General features: G+C 50.7%; 19 protein-coding genes and 1 pseudogene. 18 read left to right on the top strand and 2 right to left on the bottom strand.

Annotated features, from left to right (window positions below; genetic code table 11):
- Positions 1–27: 27 nt before the first annotated feature.
- Positions 28–3048 (bottom strand): ribonuclease E, encoded by a 3021-nt coding sequence (gene rne, locus BZG78_RS02150; protein ID WP_077660296.1) that lies wholly within the window; start codon positions 3046–3048, stop codon positions 28–30.
- Positions 3049–3767: 719 nt separating this feature from the next.
- On the opposite strand from rne, the gene rluC reads away from it, so the two are divergent.
- The 4 genes and pseudogenes from rluC to BZG78_RS02130 form a co-directional block, all read left to right on the top strand.
- On the top strand, positions 3768–4718 hold the full coding sequence (gene rluC / locus BZG78_RS02145) for a 23S rRNA pseudouridine(955/2504/2580) synthase RluC (protein WP_021023160.1): 951 nt from the start codon (positions 3768–3770) through the stop codon (positions 4716–4718).
- 84 nt (positions 4719–4802) lie between these two features.
- The gene (locus BZG78_RS02140; RefSeq protein ID WP_242412969.1) at positions 4803–5540 is read left to right on the top strand and encodes an HAD-IA family hydrolase; all 738 of its coding nucleotides are present in this window, start codon (positions 4803–4805) and stop codon (positions 5538–5540) included.
- Between the two features lie 76 nt (positions 5541–5616).
- A complete protein-coding gene (locus BZG78_RS02135; RefSeq protein WP_077461211.1) occupies positions 5617–5787 on the top strand; it encodes an acetyltransferase in 171 nt (56 codons plus the stop codon).
- Between the two features lie 34 nt (positions 5788–5821).
- A pseudogene (locus BZG78_RS02130) lies at positions 5822–6019 on the top strand (type II toxin-antitoxin system death-on-curing family toxin); the annotation flags it as partial.
- 114 nt (positions 6020–6133) lie between these two features.
- Here the strand turns inward: BZG78_RS02130 and BZG78_RS02125 are convergent.
- The gene (locus BZG78_RS02125; RefSeq protein ID WP_077660250.1) at positions 6134–6727 is read right to left on the bottom strand and encodes a nucleoside triphosphate pyrophosphatase; all 594 of its coding nucleotides are present in this window, start codon (positions 6725–6727) and stop codon (positions 6134–6136) included.
- Positions 6728–6931: 204 nt separating this feature from the next.
- Here BZG78_RS02125 and yceD point away from each other — a divergent pair, with 204 nt between their 5' ends.
- From yceD to BZG78_RS02055, 14 genes are all read left to right on the top strand, one after another.
- A complete protein-coding gene (gene yceD, locus BZG78_RS02120; protein ID WP_021023156.1) occupies positions 6932–7462 on the top strand; it encodes a 23S rRNA accumulation protein YceD in 531 nt (176 codons plus the stop codon).
- A 5-nt stretch (positions 7463–7467) separates the two neighbouring features.
- Positions 7468–7638: a 50S ribosomal protein L32 gene (gene rpmF, locus BZG78_RS02115; RefSeq protein ID WP_021023155.1), complete on the top strand. Its 171-nt coding sequence runs from the start codon at positions 7468–7470 to the stop codon at positions 7636–7638.
- Positions 7639–7647: 9 nt separating this feature from the next.
- A complete protein-coding gene (plsX, locus tag BZG78_RS02110) occupies positions 7648–8670 on the top strand; it encodes a phosphate acyltransferase PlsX (protein ID WP_077660249.1) in 1023 nt (340 codons plus the stop codon).
- Positions 8671–8678: 8 nt separating this feature from the next.
- Positions 8679–9638: a beta-ketoacyl-ACP synthase III gene (locus BZG78_RS02105; protein WP_021023153.1), complete on the top strand. Its 960-nt coding sequence runs from the start codon at positions 8679–8681 to the stop codon at positions 9636–9638.
- Positions 9639–9655: 17 nt separating this feature from the next.
- On the top strand, positions 9656–10582 hold the full coding sequence (fabD, locus tag BZG78_RS02100) for an ACP S-malonyltransferase (protein WP_077660248.1): 927 nt from the start codon (positions 9656–9658) through the stop codon (positions 10580–10582).
- A gap of 72 nt (positions 10583–10654) precedes the next feature.
- Positions 10655–11389 (top strand): 3-oxoacyl-ACP reductase FabG, encoded by a 735-nt coding sequence (gene fabG / locus BZG78_RS02095; RefSeq protein ID WP_021023151.1) that lies wholly within the window; start codon positions 10655–10657, stop codon positions 11387–11389.
- A 157-nt stretch (positions 11390–11546) separates the two neighbouring features.
- Positions 11547–11783, top strand: coding sequence for an acyl carrier protein (gene acpP, locus BZG78_RS02090; RefSeq protein WP_025673161.1), 237 nt, complete (start codon positions 11547–11549; stop codon positions 11781–11783).
- Positions 11784–11875: 92 nt separating this feature from the next.
- Positions 11876–13114, top strand: coding sequence for a beta-ketoacyl-ACP synthase II (fabF, locus tag BZG78_RS02085; protein ID WP_021023150.1), 1239 nt, complete (start codon positions 11876–11878; stop codon positions 13112–13114).
- Positions 13115–13222: 108 nt separating this feature from the next.
- Positions 13223–14032, top strand: coding sequence for an aminodeoxychorismate lyase (pabC, locus tag BZG78_RS02080; RefSeq protein WP_077660247.1), 810 nt, complete (start codon positions 13223–13225; stop codon positions 14030–14032).
- Entirely contained in the window at positions 14026–15042 is a 1017-nt protein-coding gene (gene mltG / locus BZG78_RS02075) for an endolytic transglycosylase MltG (RefSeq protein WP_077660246.1), read from the top strand. Before pabC ends, mltG begins: the two co-directional genes overlap by 7 nt.
- Positions 15039–15677, top strand: a complete 639-nt coding sequence (gene tmk / locus BZG78_RS02070; protein WP_077660245.1) for a dTMP kinase — start codon at positions 15039–15041, stop codon at positions 15675–15677. Before mltG ends, tmk begins: the two co-directional genes overlap by 4 nt.
- Positions 15674–16666, top strand: a complete 993-nt coding sequence (gene holB, locus BZG78_RS02065) for a DNA polymerase III subunit delta' (RefSeq protein WP_077660244.1) — start codon at positions 15674–15676, stop codon at positions 16664–16666. Before tmk ends, holB begins: the two co-directional genes overlap by 4 nt.
- Position 16667: 1 nt before the next feature.
- On the top strand, positions 16668–17447 hold the full coding sequence (locus BZG78_RS02060; protein ID WP_077660243.1) for a YchF/TatD family DNA exonuclease: 780 nt from the start codon (positions 16668–16670) through the stop codon (positions 17445–17447).
- Positions 17448–17502: 55 nt separating this feature from the next.
- The gene (locus BZG78_RS02055; protein WP_077660242.1) at positions 17503–17730 is read left to right on the top strand and encodes a hypothetical protein; all 228 of its coding nucleotides are present in this window, start codon (positions 17503–17505) and stop codon (positions 17728–17730) included.
- Positions 17731–17985: the final 255 nt, after the last annotated feature.

Below are 17985 nucleotides of genomic sequence, written 5' to 3'. Positions count from 1 at the left end.
TTTGAAGAATGCCGTTAAGCCTAGCAATTAGTGCTGGGGCTTGGTCGCAGGCGCATACGCTGATGCACGAGCGCAGGCACTACCTGCTGCTTTGGCGTCTGCGTTTGGCGCGTTAAACGCGGCGATAGCCACAGGACTGTGATCGACTGTCTCATTCGGTGCCGGCGCTTTCATCATCGGTGATGTTGCGCGGCGATATTGAATAGTGGCGGTCGGTGCATTGATTGCCACCTCGCGCTCAATCACTTTCTCGGTCACTAAATCGACGTTCGGATCATGCTCCGGTGTCGTGGCCGGTGCGGGTGAAACAGCCACTTGCGGTGTGGCTTCCACCTCAGGCGTCTGCACGGGCTGCACAACAGGCTTCTGTTCAGCCGCGGGTGTGCCTACAGAAGATGCAGGAGGGGTTGAAACCGAGGCCGCGTCAGCCGGTTTGCTTTGCATGATAATGACTTTTCCCATCGCCATTTCAGGACGCGCCACACCACTCACAATCGGCTGATGGGTTTGGCGTTTATCTTGGCGACGGCGATCTTGCTTCACCTTAACCGGTTGCTCTGCTGACCACACTTTGCCCATTGCCATTTCCGGTGAGGCCATGCCCGTGGTGAGCGGCATTGGGCTTTTCACTATTGGACGGCGACGACGACGCTGGCCACTGGCGCGAAGATGGCGAGGTGAGCGACGGTTACGACGCTTGTCCTGCTGGCCTTCTTTTTTGCCGTTTTCCGGTTGCTGTTTCGCTTGTTGGGCGACTTCGGCACCGACTTGATGCAAGTCTTTACCTGGCTCGGCGGCAGTCTCGACCGGCGCGTGTGTCTCTGCGATGTCTTTATTAATCCGCACGCTACGGTTTAGCTTACGACGTTGACGGCGCTGTTTAACCTGTTCGGTTTTTTCCGCCTTCTGATCGTTGGGCTTCTGACCTTTAGTATCCGCTTTTTCAGCTTGCGGTTTCGCCGCTTTACTGTCGTCTTGTGGTTCGACCGCTGGTGCTTGCTCTGCGGTTTTCTTCGCTTTGTCGCTACGGTTATCGTTGCGAGGCTTCTTGCCTTTACGATTGGTGTCGCGACGTTCTTCTTGGGATTTATTTTGACGACGTTGCTTATTGTTACGACCGCGATCGTTACTGCTGTTATCGCTTTGCTCGTCTTGCGCATCGGGCTTATGGTTGCTAGCCGATGGGTTGCTTCGCGATGAGTTGCCACGCGATTGACTACCACGAGACTGATTGCGACGATTTTGTTGGTCGCGTGATGATTTCTGACCTTGTTCCTGACTTGATGCTTCAGGCTTTTGTGTGGTTTGGCTCGTCGCCTCATCACTGGCAGGCGCGCTAAATAGCTTAGCAATAAACTGACCGACTTTTGCCAATAATCCCGGTGTTGTCGCTGTAACGGATGCCTCGGTCGACGCCGTTTGAGCTGGCGCACTTGGCGCTGGTGTCGCGGGTGCGGCAAAGCCTTGCAGAACAGGCTCTTCACGTTTTTTCGCTGGACGTGCTTGTTGTGGCTCTTCGCGTGCTTCTGCTTCTTTCAACGCGTCGATTTGACCGGGCAATTGATAAGACAGGTCAGCCATCTCTTCACCACCGCGCACACGAACCACATCAAAGTGCGGGGTCTGCATTTCGGCGTTTGGTACCACCACCACTTTGACATTGTGGTACTTCTCAATGTGCTGGACGGAGCGGCGTTTTTCGTTGAGTAGATAAGAGGCCACAGGGACAGGAACAATACCGAGTACTTGTGCGGTGTTTTCCTTCATTGCCTCTTCTTCCATCAAGCGAAGGATGGAAAGAGACAGTGACTCGTTATCACGAATGACGCCTGTGCCCTTACAGCGTGGGCAAATATGATGACTGGCTTCCGCCAATGAAGGGCTTAAGCGCTGACGCGACATTTCTAACAAGCCAAAGCGCGAGATGCGGCCGATTTGTACGCGAGCACGATCCATTCGTACCGAATCGCGGAGCATGTTTTCGACTTCGCGTTGATGACGTACTGGGGTCATGTCGATAAAGTCGATCACCACCAGGCCGCCCAAGTCACGCAAACGCAATTGGCGAGCAATTTCTTCTGCCGCTTCGACGTTGGTTTGGCGAGCTGTCTCTTCGATGTCGCTGCCTTTGGTGGCTCGGGCAGAGTTAATATCGATAGACGTCAGTGCCTCAGTCGGATCGATAACAATCGAGCCACCGGATGGCAAGCGTACTTCGCGTTGGAAGGCCGATTCGATCTGGCTCTCGATTTGATAATGGCTAAAGAGTGGAACCTCGCCATCATAAAACTTAATGCGGCTGACAAAGTCAGGACGAACCAGCTTGATGTGTTCTTGCGCCCGTGTGAAGACTTTTTCGCTGTCGATCAAAATCTCGCCAATGTCGCGACGCAAGTAGTCACGGATTGCGYGCGCAATCACGTTACTTTCTTGATGGATAAGGAAAGGTGCAGGGTTTGCCGCTGCCGCTTCTTTCACCGCTTGCCAATGGTTAAGAAGCACTTTTAAATCCCACTCAAGCTCTTCGGCCGATTTGCCGACCCCAGCCGTGCGGACAATCAGCCCCATGCCTTGTGGCAGCTCGAGGCCGGACATGGCTTCTTTCAGCTGGCTGCGTTCTTCGCCTTCGATACGGCGAGAGATACCGCCTGCACGCGGGTTATTTGGCATCAGAACCAGATAACTACCGGCTAAAGAAACAAAGGTGGTCAGTGCCGCACCTTTATTACCGCGTTCCTCTTTGTCTACTTGGACAATAACTTCCTGGCCTTCTTTCACCACATCTTTGATGTTGGGACGGCCTTGATAGCTGTAACCGGAAGGGAAGTATTCGCGAGCGATTTCTTTGAGCGGGAGGAAACCGTGTCTGTCTGCGCCGTAATCAACAAATGCCGCTTCCAAGCTGGGTTCAATACGGGTGATGCGTCCTTTGTAAATGTTAGCTTTTTTCGATTCATGGCCAGGGCTTTCGATATCGAGATCGTATAACCGTTGACCGTCAACCAATGCGACGCGCAACTCTTCTTTCTGAGTTGCGTTAATCAACATTCTTTTCATCTGATTTTTCTCATTTATTTATCGTTGTTATTAGCGGTTGATGACGAGAGCAGTCGCCAATGCTGCCTGACCCCAAGTCTGATATGATGCAGCCTCCCGGCTGGAGAAAATCAGGGGTGCGCTCGGGCAAGTTTTAATCGGCCAGCTGCAACGGTTTTTATGGCTCACCGGATTACACAGTTGGCGTCCGCCGTTTTTTACCGATGGCGGAGAGCTCTGACACTGACTCACTGCCTCGTGTCAACACACTAACGGGTGCTTTGGGTTTACGTCTTACGCCAATTGCCGCGTAACGCCTTAAAAGCATTCGGAATTATGGTGCTATTGCGGGATTAACCGCATGACGGTTACCGACTGCTCGATTCGCAACCGCGCCACTCGCGTTTTTATATCCCGAGCGCCACGTGTTTGCCAAGCGCGATATCTCTATCGCAGACGATAAACCGTGTGTCAGCTAAGCGTTTGCTTTTCTGACTAACGCCGCAACTATAGCAGGGAGACCAGAGTCCAGCAATCGGCTTTATTGGCTTATGTTGCCTTGATAGAAAAACCCAGTGAATATGGCGTTTTTTTGCACGATTGCCCGGCAGGAAGAGAGCGGAACTCAACGGATTTTGCCGCGATTTTGCGGCATAGTCATCACGTGATTTAACGGCTTTAGCACGCTCAACAGGTGCATGTCAGCACACTTAGAGGTAGAATAATAAGTTATGACAGAACAAAAATCTCAAGTGCGATTTATCGACATCGATGATGATATCGCCGGCCAACGTATTGACAATTTTTTGCGAAATCAGCTGAAAAATGTCCCGAAAAGTATGATTTATCGCGTGCTTCGTAAAGGCGAAGTGCGAGTTAACAAAAAACGGATAAAACCGGAATATAAACTCCAACCGGGAGATGTGGTGCGCGTGCCACCTATTCGTCTTCCCGACAAAGATGAAAAAGCCGCACCCAGCACCAAGTTAGACAAAGTAGCGGCGCTTGAACATTGTATTTTGCACGAAGACGATCATCTGTTAGTGCTTAATAAGCCATCGGGGACCGCGGTACACGGAGGCAGTGGATTGCAATTCGGTGCCATTGAGGCCATGCGTGCATTGCGACCTAAGGCGCGTTTTTTAGAGCTGGTTCATCGGATCGACCGTGACACCTCAGGGATTTTATTGATTGCGAAAAAACGCTCGGCACTGCGACATTTACAGGCGCAGTTTCGAGAAAAGACGGTGCAAAAAGAGTATTACGCGTTAGTCATGGGCAAATGGCCAGCCAAACAGCGCAAAGTGACCGCACCGCTATTAAAAAATGAGGTGAATAGCATTGTGCGTGTCAACCCTAAGGGGAAACCGTCTGAAACGCGTTTTAAAGTGATTGAAAGCTTTGCTGAAGCCACTTTGGTGCAGGCTAGTCCTGTGACGGGACGAACGCATCAAATACGGGTACACGCGCAGTATGTCGGGCATCCTTTAGCGTGGGATGATCGCTATGGTGATCCGCGCTTTGATGCATATACCCGGTCAGTCGGGCTGGATCGCTTGTTCCTTCATGCTGCCAATATCCGTTTTGTGCATCCGGGGAATGAAGACACCATGACGCTCAGCGCGCCGATGGAGCCCAAGCTTGAGCGCGCCCTTGAAGGGCTACGGGCGAAAAACGCATAATTTTTTCCGTATTCCCAGATCGTCAATACGCAGTATTTTGTCGCTGCGTCTTGCAACAGTAAGTGTTGAGAACACGAGGTAAAAATGCACATTGAACCACCGACCACTGTTGATTGTGATGCGGCGTCAAATATGGCAATAAGAAAGCCGCATCCTGCCATTGCCTCTTATTCGTTACTGATTTTTGATTGGGACGGTACGGTGATGGATTCCATTGGGCGGATTGTGTCTAGCCTTGATAGGGCAGCACGTTTAACCGGTCAGTTGCCAGTGTTACCGCCTGAACGCTTGCAAGCCATGATCGGTTTAAGTCTGGAAAAGGGCTATCAATTACTCTATCCCGGCGCTGATCCGGCTTGGTATCCGAGCTGGATTGCGCATTATCGTCAGCAATTTGTCCACGATAATCCAACACCGTGCCAGCTTTTTCCTGGTGTCAAAGACACATTAGTGGCATTAAAAGCACAAGGCTTTCAATTAGCGGTTGCGACCGGAAAATCACGAGCAGGCTTAGATCGAGCTATGGCAGAGACAGGCACGCAGGATTTATTTGTTGCGACGCGTTGCGCGGATGAAACGGCATCTAAACCTGACCCACAAATGCTAGACGAAGTGTTAGCGCAGACGGGCATCGCGTGCGAGAAAGCGATTATGATCGGTGATACGGGCCATGACATGCAATTAGCCGTGAATGCGGATATGGCACGGTTGGCTGTTACCTGGGGCGTTGAAGATCACGCTAGCCTAAAGACCTTTGGTCCCGTTGCTGTATTGGACAGCCTCACCGCATTGATAGATCACGCGCCGGTTACAACCGGCTAAATCTTAAATCGGCTTCTTGCGGTCCCCCATGTTATCGGCGATTATTGAGTAATAGATTGTATAGGAAGTAAAAGGCATGAATAGAAAACTAGAGGCCTATGGTGTTGGTGCAATACAGAGGCCAAAAATCAAAGCCAAGAAAAGTCTTGATTTATCGGGTGTTTTAGGACGTCAGATTGTCAAGTCAGAAACCAAGCTGGCTTTACGAACACACTCTAATACCTTTAAAAAGCTCGCTGATATGTAATGGATATTATTAGCTTTCCCTTTGAACGTGTCATATCGCTGTAGCTCACGCGCTTCCCGATGCCAATAAGCGTACTGGTTTAGCGGTTGCACTGGAGTATCTATCGCTCAATGACTTTGAACTAACGCATGACAATTTACTTCTCGCTGACGCTGTGCGAGATCTTGTCATAGGCGAAATTAATGAGCTTGATTTTGCAGACATTTTATACGCACAGTATGCTGGCGTATAAACCAGCTTGACTAGCTTGGTTTTTCGTCATGCATGCGATCTTGTGGTAAATTTTTCTGCCTTTTTAGAAAGCAAGTTGTATCGAGATCTGCCCGATACACGCCATTGCTGAAACTTAGATAACCCTGATCCCTTCTTTCTCTAACATCTCGCGTAGCCGAATCAGTGGCAGCCCCACTAATGTATTGGGATCGCGGCCATGCATGGCGTTAAAGAGGGCAATCCCTAAGCCTTCGCATTTAAAGCTGCCCGCGCAATCTAGCGGTTGCTCGATATCGATGTAGCGGATAATCTCCTGCTCGGTGAGCTCACGGAAATCGACATGAAAAGGTTCAACGTCCGATTGATGCTCACCGGTTTCACTATTAATCACCGCCAGCCCCGTGTAAAAAGTTACTTTCTTGCCACTGGCGCGCTTTAACTGCTCAATAGCAACGTCTCGCTCATGCGGCTTGCCTAAGACTTCCTCGTCAATCACACACACTTGGTCAGAGCCTATAATGATGGCGTTATCGAACAGCGGCATCCCGGCCATCGCTTTTTCGAGTGCGAGCCGTTCCACTAAGTCAGTGGCGCGTTCGTTCTCGAGTCGACTTTCGTCAATGGCAGGTGAAAAAGTCGAAAAGGGGAGGGCGAACTTTTTTAAGAGGGCCTGGCGGTAGGGGGAGCTTGATGCCAGCACAATTTTTGGCGGTTGTGTGGTATGCATGACCGTTCCTTTTTTAAGCGCGCCAGTGTGTCTAAACGACTCGCGCGTGATCGATTTTTGTTAATTGTTCGCACTCAGTCTAACCTGAAAAGATAACTTGCGCGATGTCGGCAAACCGGCCGAGTGGCTATCGAGCCTAAACAGCGACGCGTAGGTAACATTTTCTTTGACTCCAGCGCATTTGGAGGCTAATATTCGCGCCCTATGCAGAAGGTAAAGCTACCGCTGACGGTTGATCCGTTCCGTTGCGCCCAAAAGCAACTCGACTACGATGGTATTGTAGACAAGTCGCGATTGTTGCGCCTCGGTGAGGCAACCCAAAGCATCGATAGTGATGCAGAGGTCATGCTTTCATTCGACATTGATGCCCAAGGCTTGAAAATTGTAACGGGTCGAGCAGCCGTTTCAGTGAGTCTTGAGTGCCAACGTTGTTGGGGGCCGTTCTCGTATCGCTATGAAACTGAATTCGTTTATAGCCCGGTTTTCAATGAAGACCAGGTGGGCAATTTACCGGATGCTTATGAGCCGGCATTAGTCGACGAAAACGGTGAGATTGATCTGATTCAATTGGTCGAAGACGAGTTGATTGTGGCCTTGCCACAAGTCGCCATGCACGAAGATACAGACTGCAAAGTCAGTACGGACAACATGGTGTTCGGGGAAATCCCACTTGCTGATGAGCGTCCAAATCCGTTTGCCGCACTAAAAAACTTAAAGCAAAGTAACGAGGAGTAGGGTCAATGGCCGTACAAAAGAACCGTAAAACCCGTTCTAAGCGTGGTATGCGTCGTTCACACGATGCACTGGGTACTCAAGCTGTATCTGTAGACAAAACCAGCGGTGAAACTCACCTGCGTCACAATGTGACTGCAGACGGTTTCTACCGTGGCCGCAAGGTTATCAACAAGTAAGGTTGACCCTTGACTAGGCTAACCATTGCACTCGATGCGATGGGCGGGGATTTTGGTCCCCAAGTCACAGTGCCTGCCTCCGTGCAGGCATTGTCGCGTTTTGCGGACCTAAAAGTGATGCTAGTGGGCGATGAATCTCGCATCCAAGCGTCGCTTCGTCAACTTAATGCCCAGCATCATCCCCGACTATCCATCGTCCATGCCCCGGACGTAATCCCTAATGATATGCGCCCGTCTACCGCATTGCGACGTAGCGCCGATACCTCCATGCGTGTCGCGCTTGAATGCGTCGCCAGTGGTGAGGCGGATGCGTGTGTCAGTGCCGGCAATACCGGTGCTTTGATGGCGTTGTCCAAATACCTTTTGAAATTATTACCCGGTATCGAGCGACCGGCGCTAGTCACTGCGCTGCCCGGTGCCAATCATCAACGTAAATGGTTGCTTGATTTAGGGGCGAATGTGGCCTGTGACGCGGATACGCTCTTCCAGTTTGCGGTGATGGGGGCGGTGTTAGCCGAAGCAGAGCTTGGCCGTACGCCAAGGGTTGGCTTATTAAATATCGGTGAAGAGGCGATCAAAGGGAATGACTGGGTGCGTCGTTGTGCTGACTTGCTTTTGCATAGCCCATCGGTGCATTACACGGGTTATGTTGAAGGCGACCAGATTTACACCGGTGAAACGGATGTGATTGTCTGTGATGGTTTTGTTGGCAATGTCGCATTAAAAACCAGCGAAGGCGTCGCCCGTTTGATCACCGATAAGGTGAAAGCGCACCTTAATCCTCATCCTATCAAGCGCTGGATCGCGAAATGGCTATTTTCTGAGCTTTTAAATCAACTCCAACAGCTGAAACCCGACCAGTACAACGGCGCAAGTTTGCTAGGATTGCGCAGCATCGTTGTAAAAAGCCACGGACGCGCAGATATCGCCGCTTACGAAAACGCTATTTTTGAAGCGGTGCACGAGGTCGAACGGCAAATCCCAACTAAGATAAGTGACCGTTTAGAGGCAGTTCTTCTCGAGAGGCATTAGTAGTCTTCATGTATAGTAAGATTTTGGGCACAGGCAGCTATTTGCCTGAACAGGTTCGCACCAATGCTGACCTTGAACAAATGGTAGACACCAGTGACGAGTGGATTGTGACTCGTACGGGGATCAAAGAACGTCGCATTGCTGCACCGACAGACACCGTTGCCTCAATGGCTTATCAAGCCGGCGTACAGGCGATTGAAATGGCCGCCATCGACAAACATGATATCGATCTCATTATTGTTGCCACGACCAGTGGTGAACGTGCGTTTCCAGCCGCTGCCTGTGATGTGCAAGCGATGTTGGGGATACAAGGTTGTCCAGCGTTTGATATTGCCGCTGCATGCTCTGGTTTTGTGTATGCGTTGAGTGTGGCCGATCAGTACGTTAAAAATGGGCTGGCAAAACATGCCCTCGTGATTGGTGCCGATCGCCTCTCGCACACCTGCGATCCCGCGGATCGGTCTACCGTTATTTTGTTTGGCGATGGTGCGGGAGCCGTCGTGCTTTCGGCCGATGAGCAAGATGGTATTTTGTCCACCCATTTAAAAGCGGATGGAAAATTTGGTGAGCTTTTGAAACTGAAGTATCCCGATCGGGGCCAATCCCATGTATCGGATGAAGCCTGGCTCTATATGGCCGGCAATGAAGTGTTCAAAGTGGCGGTAACGCAGCTGGCGAATATTGTCACGGAAACCCTTCAGGCGAACCAAATCGAAAAATCAGACATTGATTGGTTAGTTCCTCATCAGGCGAACTACCGAATTATTAAAGCGACCGCGAAAAAACTCGCGATGTCGATGGATCAAGTGGTGTTGACCCTAGACCGTCATGGCAACACATCAGCGGCTTCTGTACCGACTGCGTTTGATGAAGCGGTGCGTGATGGACGCATTCAACGTGGTCAAACGGTATTGCTCGAAGCATTTGGTGGCGGTTTTGCATGGGGTTCTGCACTGGTCAGGTTCTAAACTAATAGGAAACGAATATGACTCAAACAGCGATCGTATTTCCGGGCCAAGGCTCGCAAGCCGTGGGTATGCTCGGTGAGTTAGCTGAACAATATGGTGTGGTTCAGCAGACGTTTGCAGAGGCCTCTGAGGTGCTTGGCTATGATCTGTGGGCGTTGGTTCAACAAGGTCCTGAGGCAGATTTGAATGAAACCCACCGCACTCAGCCTGCTTTGTTGGCGGCGTCAGTGTCGATTTGGCGGGTCTGGCAATCGCAAGGTGGTGCAACGCCTTCGGTACTCGCGGGTCATAGCCTGGGTGAGTACTCAGCTTTGGTCTGTGCAGGGGTATTGGACTTTAAAGAAGCCATCAAGCTTGTCGAGTTACGTGGCCAATTGATGCAAGAAGCGGTCCCTGCAGGCGTCGGTGCGATGTCAGCGATTATTGGTCTCGACAATGACGCTATCGCAACGGCGTGCGAACAAGCCGCTCAAGATCAGGTTGTTTCGCCGGTTAACTTCAACTCGCCCGGTCAAGTCGTGATTGCTGGGAATAAAGACGCGGTTGAACGCGCCAATACACTGTGCAAAGAAGCGGGCGCTAAGCGGGCGCTACCATTGCCGGTATCCGTGCCGTCACACTGTGCATTGATGAAACCTGCTGCTGAAAAGTTAGCGCAAGCACTTGAATCTGTCACGTTTAATGTGCCTGTCATTCCTGTGATTAATAATGCCGACGTGGCGACATCAACGGACCCAGCCGCCATTAAAGAAGCACTGGTGCGCCAGTTGCATAGTCCAGTCCGCTGGACGGAAACCGTTGAGCGTATGGCGACTGAAGACGTTGAGCAGCTTCTCGAGTTTGGGCCAGGTAAAGTCCTAACGGGATTGACCAAACGCATCAACAAATCATTGAGCAGTGCGGCTGTTAACGATAGCGCCAGCTTGGCGTCAGCAACAGCCTAAGTGTGACTGTGCGGTAATAGTATTCTGTGACTGCCGGCCGATGTCGGCAGAATCAATTAAAAGGGTAACCGAATGAAACTAGACGGAAAAGTAGCACTGGTGACAGGTGCGAGCCGAGGTATTGGCCGAGCAACGGCAGAACTTTTGGCTGAGCGCGGTGCAACAGTGATCGGGACGGCAACCAGTGAAAACGGTGCCGCAGCGATCAGCGACTACCTCGGTGAAAACGGTAAAGGGTTGGCCCTGAATGTCACATCATCGGATTCAGTGGCGGACGTTTTAGCCACGATCAAAAAAGAATTTGGTGATGTTGATATTCTGGTTAACAACGCGGGTATCACTCGTGATAACCTATTGATGCGTATGAAAGACGACGAGTGGCAAGATATCATCGATACCAACTTGACGTCGATTTTCCGTTTATCAAAGGCAGTCTTGCGTGCGATGATGAAAAAACGCTGCGGCCGAATCATCAATATCGGCTCTGTCGTCGGTGTGATGGGGAATGCGGGACAAGCCAACTATGCTGCGGCAAAAGCAGGTGTCATTGGTTTTACCAAATCCATGGCACGTGAAGTGGCTGCGCGTGGCATTACCGTTAACACCGTTGCGCCTGGGTTTATCGAAACCGATATGACCAAGGCCCTCAGTGACGATCAGCGTGCAGCAACCTTGGCACAAGTGCCCGCGGGACGTTTAGGCGATCCCAAAGAGATTGCTGCGACGGTCGCTTTTTTAGCATCAGACGATGCCGCATACATGACGGGCGAAACCTTGCACGTTAACGGCGGCATGTACATGATTTGATCGAGACCGTTGCAATCTGGAATGACACACGTCAAACTCCGATTGATTTGTCCCCAAATCGTGGTTTGACCAGCCGTGGAGGTCTTGCAACTTCCACATTAATGAATAAACTACAGCACATATCGCATCTGCGAATCTTGTAAGGACTAGTATTAATATGAGCAACATCGAAGAACGCGTAAAGAAAATCATCATTGAGCAACTAGGTGTCGACGAAGCAGAAGTGAAAAACGAAGCTTCATTTGTAGACGACTTGGGCGCGGACTCTCTGGATACCGTTGAGCTGGTAATGGCTCTTGAAGAGGAATTCGATACAGAGATTCCAGATGAAGAAGCAGAAAAGATCACGACTGTACAAGCCGCTATCGACTACGTAGTCGGCGCTTCAGCGTAATCTCAGAATCCTACCAGGCGGTCTCCTTGACCGCCTGTGTTTTTTTTACTCTACTCTACAATCCAAATTAATATTCTCCGGAGAATATCATCGTGTCTAAGCGTCGTGTTGTTGTGACTGGCATGGGTATGTTATCACCCGTCGGTAACTCAGTTGAGTCCTCATGGAAAGCTCTGCTAGCCGGGCAAAGCGGTATCTCCGCCATTGAGCATTTTGATGCCAGCGCCTTTGCTACTCAATTTGCCGGCATGGTTAAAGACTTCAACTGTGAAGACTACATGTCGAAAAAAGATGCACGAAAAATGGACTTGTTCATTCAATACGGCATCGCGGCCAGTGTTCAAGCCATTAAAGACTCCGGACTGCAAGTTGACGACCACAATGCACACCGTATTGGTGTTGCGATCGGATCGGGCATTGGTGGCCTTGGTTTAATTGAACAGAACCACCGTGCATTTGTGGAGAAGGGTCCACGTAAAATTAGCCCTTTCTTTGTGCCATCAACCATCGTCAATATGATTGCCGGTCACGTGTCGATTAACTATGGCATGCGCGGTCCAAATATCTCGATTTCAACCGCGTGTACCACCGGCCTACACAATATTGGCCATGCGGCGCGTATGATTGCGTTTGGTGATGCCGATGCCATGGTGGCAGGCGGCGCCGAAAAAGCCTCGACAGAGCTGGGTATCGGTGGTTTTGCTGCAGCGAAAGCGCTGTCGACTCGCAACGATGATCCTCAAGCGGCCTCGCGTCCTTGGGATAAAGATCGTGATGGTTTTGTCCTCGGCGACGGTGCCGGTGTGATGGTGCTTGAAGAATATGAACACGCTAAAGCTCGCGGGGCGACGATTTATTGTGAGCTCGTCGGCTTTGGTATGAGTGGTGATGCGTATCATATGACATCACCCAGTGAAGACGGCTCTGGCGCTGCACTTGCGATGGAAGCTGCCATTCGTGATGCAGGCATCACGCCTGAGCAAATCGGCTACATCAATGCCCATGGCACCTCAACCCCGGCGGGTGATGTCGCCGAGAGTAAGGCCGTGCGCCGTGCGATGGGGGCAGCCGCGGATAGCGTTTTGGTGTCTTCGACCAAATCAATGACAGGACACCTTCTTGGCGCGGCAGGCTCGGTGGAGTCGATCATTACCGCGATGTCATTGATTGACCAAATTGTACCGCCGACGATTAACCTTGATAATGCTGATGAAGGGTGCGATCTCGATTATGTGCCACATCATGCGCGCGATGTAAAAATGGATTATGCGCTGTGTAACTCATTCGGCTTTGGTGGCACCAACGGCTCTTTGATCTTCAAAAAAATCTAATGACACGCGCAGTGAGCGCTGCGTGATGAGAGATTTTGATTGAGAGATTTTGATATAATAACGGTCCGATTTGTCGGGCCGTTTTTATTGGTGAGGTGGCAAGGAATCATGCATTGGGTTAATGGACAGCTTAGCACCGAGATAGCGGTGTCCGATCGGGGCTTACAATTTGGCGATGGTTGTTTTACCACAGGTCATGTGTATTCCAAGGTGTTGCTCGATCGCGATGCACATCTTCTTCGCCTCCAGGATACCTGTCAGCGTTTAGCCATTGCAGACGTTGATTGGGTCCTATTAGCGCACACCCTTGATTTGGCCTGTCAACAGGCTCAAGGTGAGCAGGTTCTGAAAGTGATCATCACCCGTGGTCAAGGTGGGCGTGGCTATAGCCCCCAAGGGTGCACGGCACCGACGGTTATCGTTAGTCTGCATCCTTTTCCCTCCCATTACCACCAATGGCAGCAACAGGGGATCTCGCTGGCAACCACGTCCATTCAATTGGGCGCCTCACCGTTGGCGGGGCTAAAGCACTTAAATCGGCTCGAGCAAGTGTTACTCAAACAGGCACTCGCCGACACCACAGCCGATGACCTGGTGGTAAGCGATATGTTTGGCCATGTAGTGGAAACCTCAGCTGCGAATATTTTTTGGCGTAGTGGCCCAGTGGTTTATACGCCGGCGTTACAGTATGCCGGTGTGGCTGGGTTGATGCGCGATAAAGTGATGGCTGTGATAGAGGGCGTCGGAGATGTTCAATGCCATACGGTGAGCACCGATGAGACGGCGCTTTACCAGGCCGATGAAGTCTTTATTTGCAACACCTTAATGAAAGTGGTGCCGGTCACGGCAATCAACGACACACCATTTAACACACATACCCTGACTCGGGTGTTACAACAGAGGTTAAACGCGTGCTAAAAAAGCGACTTTTAGGGGGGATCAGCGTGATAATGGCGTTGGTTGTGCTGGCCGCTGCAGTGGTGATATGGCAGACGAAAGCATTCGTTGCGACGTCTTTATCGATTCAATCTCCTCAATTATTCACTGTGCCGGCTGGTGCGCACTATCAACGCGTTATAAGGCAATTTGAAGCCAAAGGTTGGGTGGCATCAAGTCTCTGGGCCAAGTTTGCCCCTCATCTGTATCCTGAGTTAACCCGCGTTCAAGCGGGGACATTTCAACTTCAACCTGGGCAAACGCTCGCGCAAGTGTTCACCACCCTCCGATCGGGACAGCAGTATCAGGCATCAATCACTTTTGTCGAAGGGAGCACGTTCGCACAGTGGCGTGCGCAGCTGCAATCAGCACCGCACTTAGATCATACACTAGAGGGTGTCAGTGAAGCGGTCATTGCCGAACAGCTCGGGGTATCACGTGATCAGTTGGAAGGACTGTTACTGCCTGAAACCTATGCGTACGACGTGAATGATACGGATATTGACCTGTTACAGCGTGCCGTGCGCGCCATGGAGGCCACACTCGAGAAAGCATGGCAACACCGTGCCGACGACTTGCCTATTAAAACGCCCTATGAGTTGTTGATCTTAGCCTCTATCATCGAAAAAGAGACAGCCGTTGCCAGTGAGCGTGAAAACGTGGCCTCTGTATTTGTTAACCGGTTGCGCAAAGGCATGCGCTTGCAAACGGACCCCACGGTCATTTACGGCATGGGAGAGCAATATGATGGCAATATCCGTAAGCGCGATTTGCGTACGCCGACACCCTATAATACCTATGTGATTAATGGATTGCCGCCCACGCCCATTGCGATGCCAGGTAAAGCGTCGATCATGGCTGCCGCGCAACCGGCACATACTGACTATTACTACTTTGTCGCGACAGGCAAAGAGGGCCATCAATTTTCCACGACATTGGCCGAACACAATCGAGCTGTGCGTGATTACCTAAAAGTGTTGAGAAATCAATGAACAATCATTTTATCGTCGTAGAAGGCCTTGAAGGGGCGGGTAAGAGTACCGCTATTAGTCAAGTGAAGCAGGTACTCCACGATGCCGGCATTCATGATGTGATCACTACGCGTGAGCCAGGTGGGACGCCACTTGCAGAGCAGTTACGAACCTTGGTAAAACAAGGCCACCCTGAGGAGCCTTTAACAGATAAAGCCGAGTTATTAATGCTATACGCGGCTCGTGTTCAACTGGTTGAAAACGTGATCAAACCAGCGTTGGCAAAAGGGCAGTGGGTGATTGGCGATCGTCATGATATGTCTTCCCAAGCGTATCAAGGCGGTGGACGCGGGATGGATACTGCACTAATAGAAAGCTTAAAAGCGACTGTCCTCGGTGACTTTGCTCCCGCCTTGACGCTATATATGGATATTGATCCTGAAATGGGGTTGGCGCGTGCCCGTGGCCGCGGTGAGCTCGATCGGATTGAGCAAATGCAGATCGACTTTTTTGAGCGCACTCGCGCGCGTTATTTGGCGTTAGCGCACCAGGATCCGAGTGTGGTGATTATCGATGCCAGTCAACCGCTTGAGGTGGTGACCGCCAGCATTAAAACGGCGTTATCGACGTGGCTTAAGCAACTTAAAACGTTATGAGTGAGTCAGTCGTCGCGCGCCATCCCGCCCCGCACGTGTTTCCTTGGTTTAATACGGTATGGACGCACTGGCAGCAACTGTTAGTGACCGCACGCTTTCCGCATGCCGTATTACTGGCTGCCCCTCCGGGAAGCGGTCGGCGCGCAATGGCCAGTCATTTGGCCAAGGTGCGTTTGTGCAAGCAGCAGGCCGACCAAGCATGTGGGTGTTGTCATAGTTGCCAGTTATTTGATGCCGGTAATCACCCTGATATGCACTGGTTGATGCCTGAAAAACCCGGTAAGCAGATAGGCATTGATGCGGTGCGTAAGGTGCAACGTCAAGCGATGGAAACGTCGCAGCTAGGCGGTGCCCGTTTTATCGTGATTGAGCGCGTTGAAAACCTCGGTGAGGCCGCGGCTAACGCACTATTAAAATCATTAGAGGAGCCGCCAGAAGGATGTTACTTCGTGTTGCTAACCGCGTCACTTGATAGCTTGTTAGCGACGATTATCAGTCGATGCAGCGTCTGGAAAGCGCCACAGCCGGATAACGAAACCGCGAAGCATTGGATTGAGCAAGCGTTGAAGCGCACGGTTCCTGATCATGCGGTCACGCTTTGCCGCGGTGCGCCATTGGCAGCACGTGATTTTGTTGAATCTGGAGGACTCGATCATCATCATGCGGTGATCAATGGCTTTGCGACCTACGTAAAAAGCCGTACTGGCTTATTTGACACGTCAGAGGTGTTGGTCGCACACTATCCCGCCTCACTGGACTGGCTGAGCCATTTTCTACTTGATGTGCTCAAATGGCGACAAGGCGCAAAACACGCTATTTTGCATCGCCATCATCACGCCTTGGTGGCTGAGGTGGCGAATGTGATGGCGACTCAGCACGTCCATACGCAATTGCGACAATTACATCAACTGCAGCGTCAGCTGCAAACGCATACTGGGCTAAATACCGAATTGGTACTTAGCCAATGGCTATTATCGATTGGAGAATAACGTGTTAATAGACTCTCACTGCCATCTCGACAAACTGGACTATGATTCGCTGCACCAGAATGTGGAAGATGTTCTGGATAAAGCACAGGCAAGGGGTGTCGATTATTTTCTCTCTGTTGGCGTTACATTGGATAGTTTCCCGGCGATGCTAGACATGATCCGCCCTTATCCTCATGTTTTTGCCTCGTGTGGTGTTCACCCCTTAGATATAGAAAATGGGTTTGACTATCAGCAACTGAAAGCCCTGGCCGCGGATGAGCGCGTGGTCGCGATCGGGGAAACTGGGTTGGATTATCACTACCAACCGGAACTGGCCGAGCAGCAACAAGCGATTTTCCGTCAGCATGTCCGTCTCGCCGTCGAGCTAAATAAGCCCCTGATTATTCATACCCGTGCCGCGCGAGAGGAAACCTTGACGATTTTGCGCGAGGAAGGCGCTGAGCGTGTAGGCGGTGTGCTACACTGCTTTACAGAGAGCTATGAAATGGCAGAAGCGGCGATTGAGCTAGGCTTCTACATTTCGATTTCTGGCATCGTTACTTTTAATAAAGCGACGGAGCTAAAGGATGTGGTGCGGCGTTTGCCGCTTGAACGATTGCTGGTCGAAACGGATTCGCCGTATCTGGCTCCGGTGCCGCATCGTGGCAAGCAAAACCAACCGGCTTACGTGAAAGAGGTCGCCGAATACGTGGCGATGTTAAAAGGTGAGTCTGTTGAAACGGTGTGTGATATCACTAGCCGGAACTTTTTTGCGCTTTTTTCGAGTGCGAATCCGCAATAATCCGCGTCGCCCGATTGTTCAATCGGGCTTTTTTCCTACCTGAATGTACCCATGAATGATAACGACAAAAAGCGCGGCTTTTTACCGCTATCAAGCGCGTCGTTTTGATGATGATTTGGCTATACTGTCGTCAATAATCGGTTGTTTTTTCCTCAGGTTTTTACTTTGCACTGAATGCAGCTCGAAATTTGATCTGGCGCAATTTGCTCATAACTACATGGAAAATAAAGAAAAAATGGCCATTGTAACGTTTATCGAGCGCCTGAGATTTTTCGTTACATGAAATAACTTTTGAGGTTTTTAAGTCGCTGTTTTTTTATGCGGTCTTTTTATCCGTCGTCAGTGTAAAAAGTCATTTTTAATCATAATCTTACGTTTGTTTTTGCTGTTTTTGTCACCCGTTCGGTTTGTGATCTATATTTACTTTTTAATCAGTAAAGTCGTTACGGATAGGCAAGGTACTGATTCCCCCCTTATAGTTTGGGTGAGTTCAATAATCACAAATCGTTTGTTCTCTGGGCGCCTGTTGTATCGTGTG

This window comes from Salinivibrio sp. MA351, from assembly GCF_001996065.1.
GTDB lineage: Bacteria > Pseudomonadota > Gammaproteobacteria > Enterobacterales > Vibrionaceae > Salinivibrio > Salinivibrio costicola.
The sequence above is the reverse complement of the archived record's forward strand: the minus strand, read 5'-3'. Positions and strand labels throughout refer to the sequence as shown.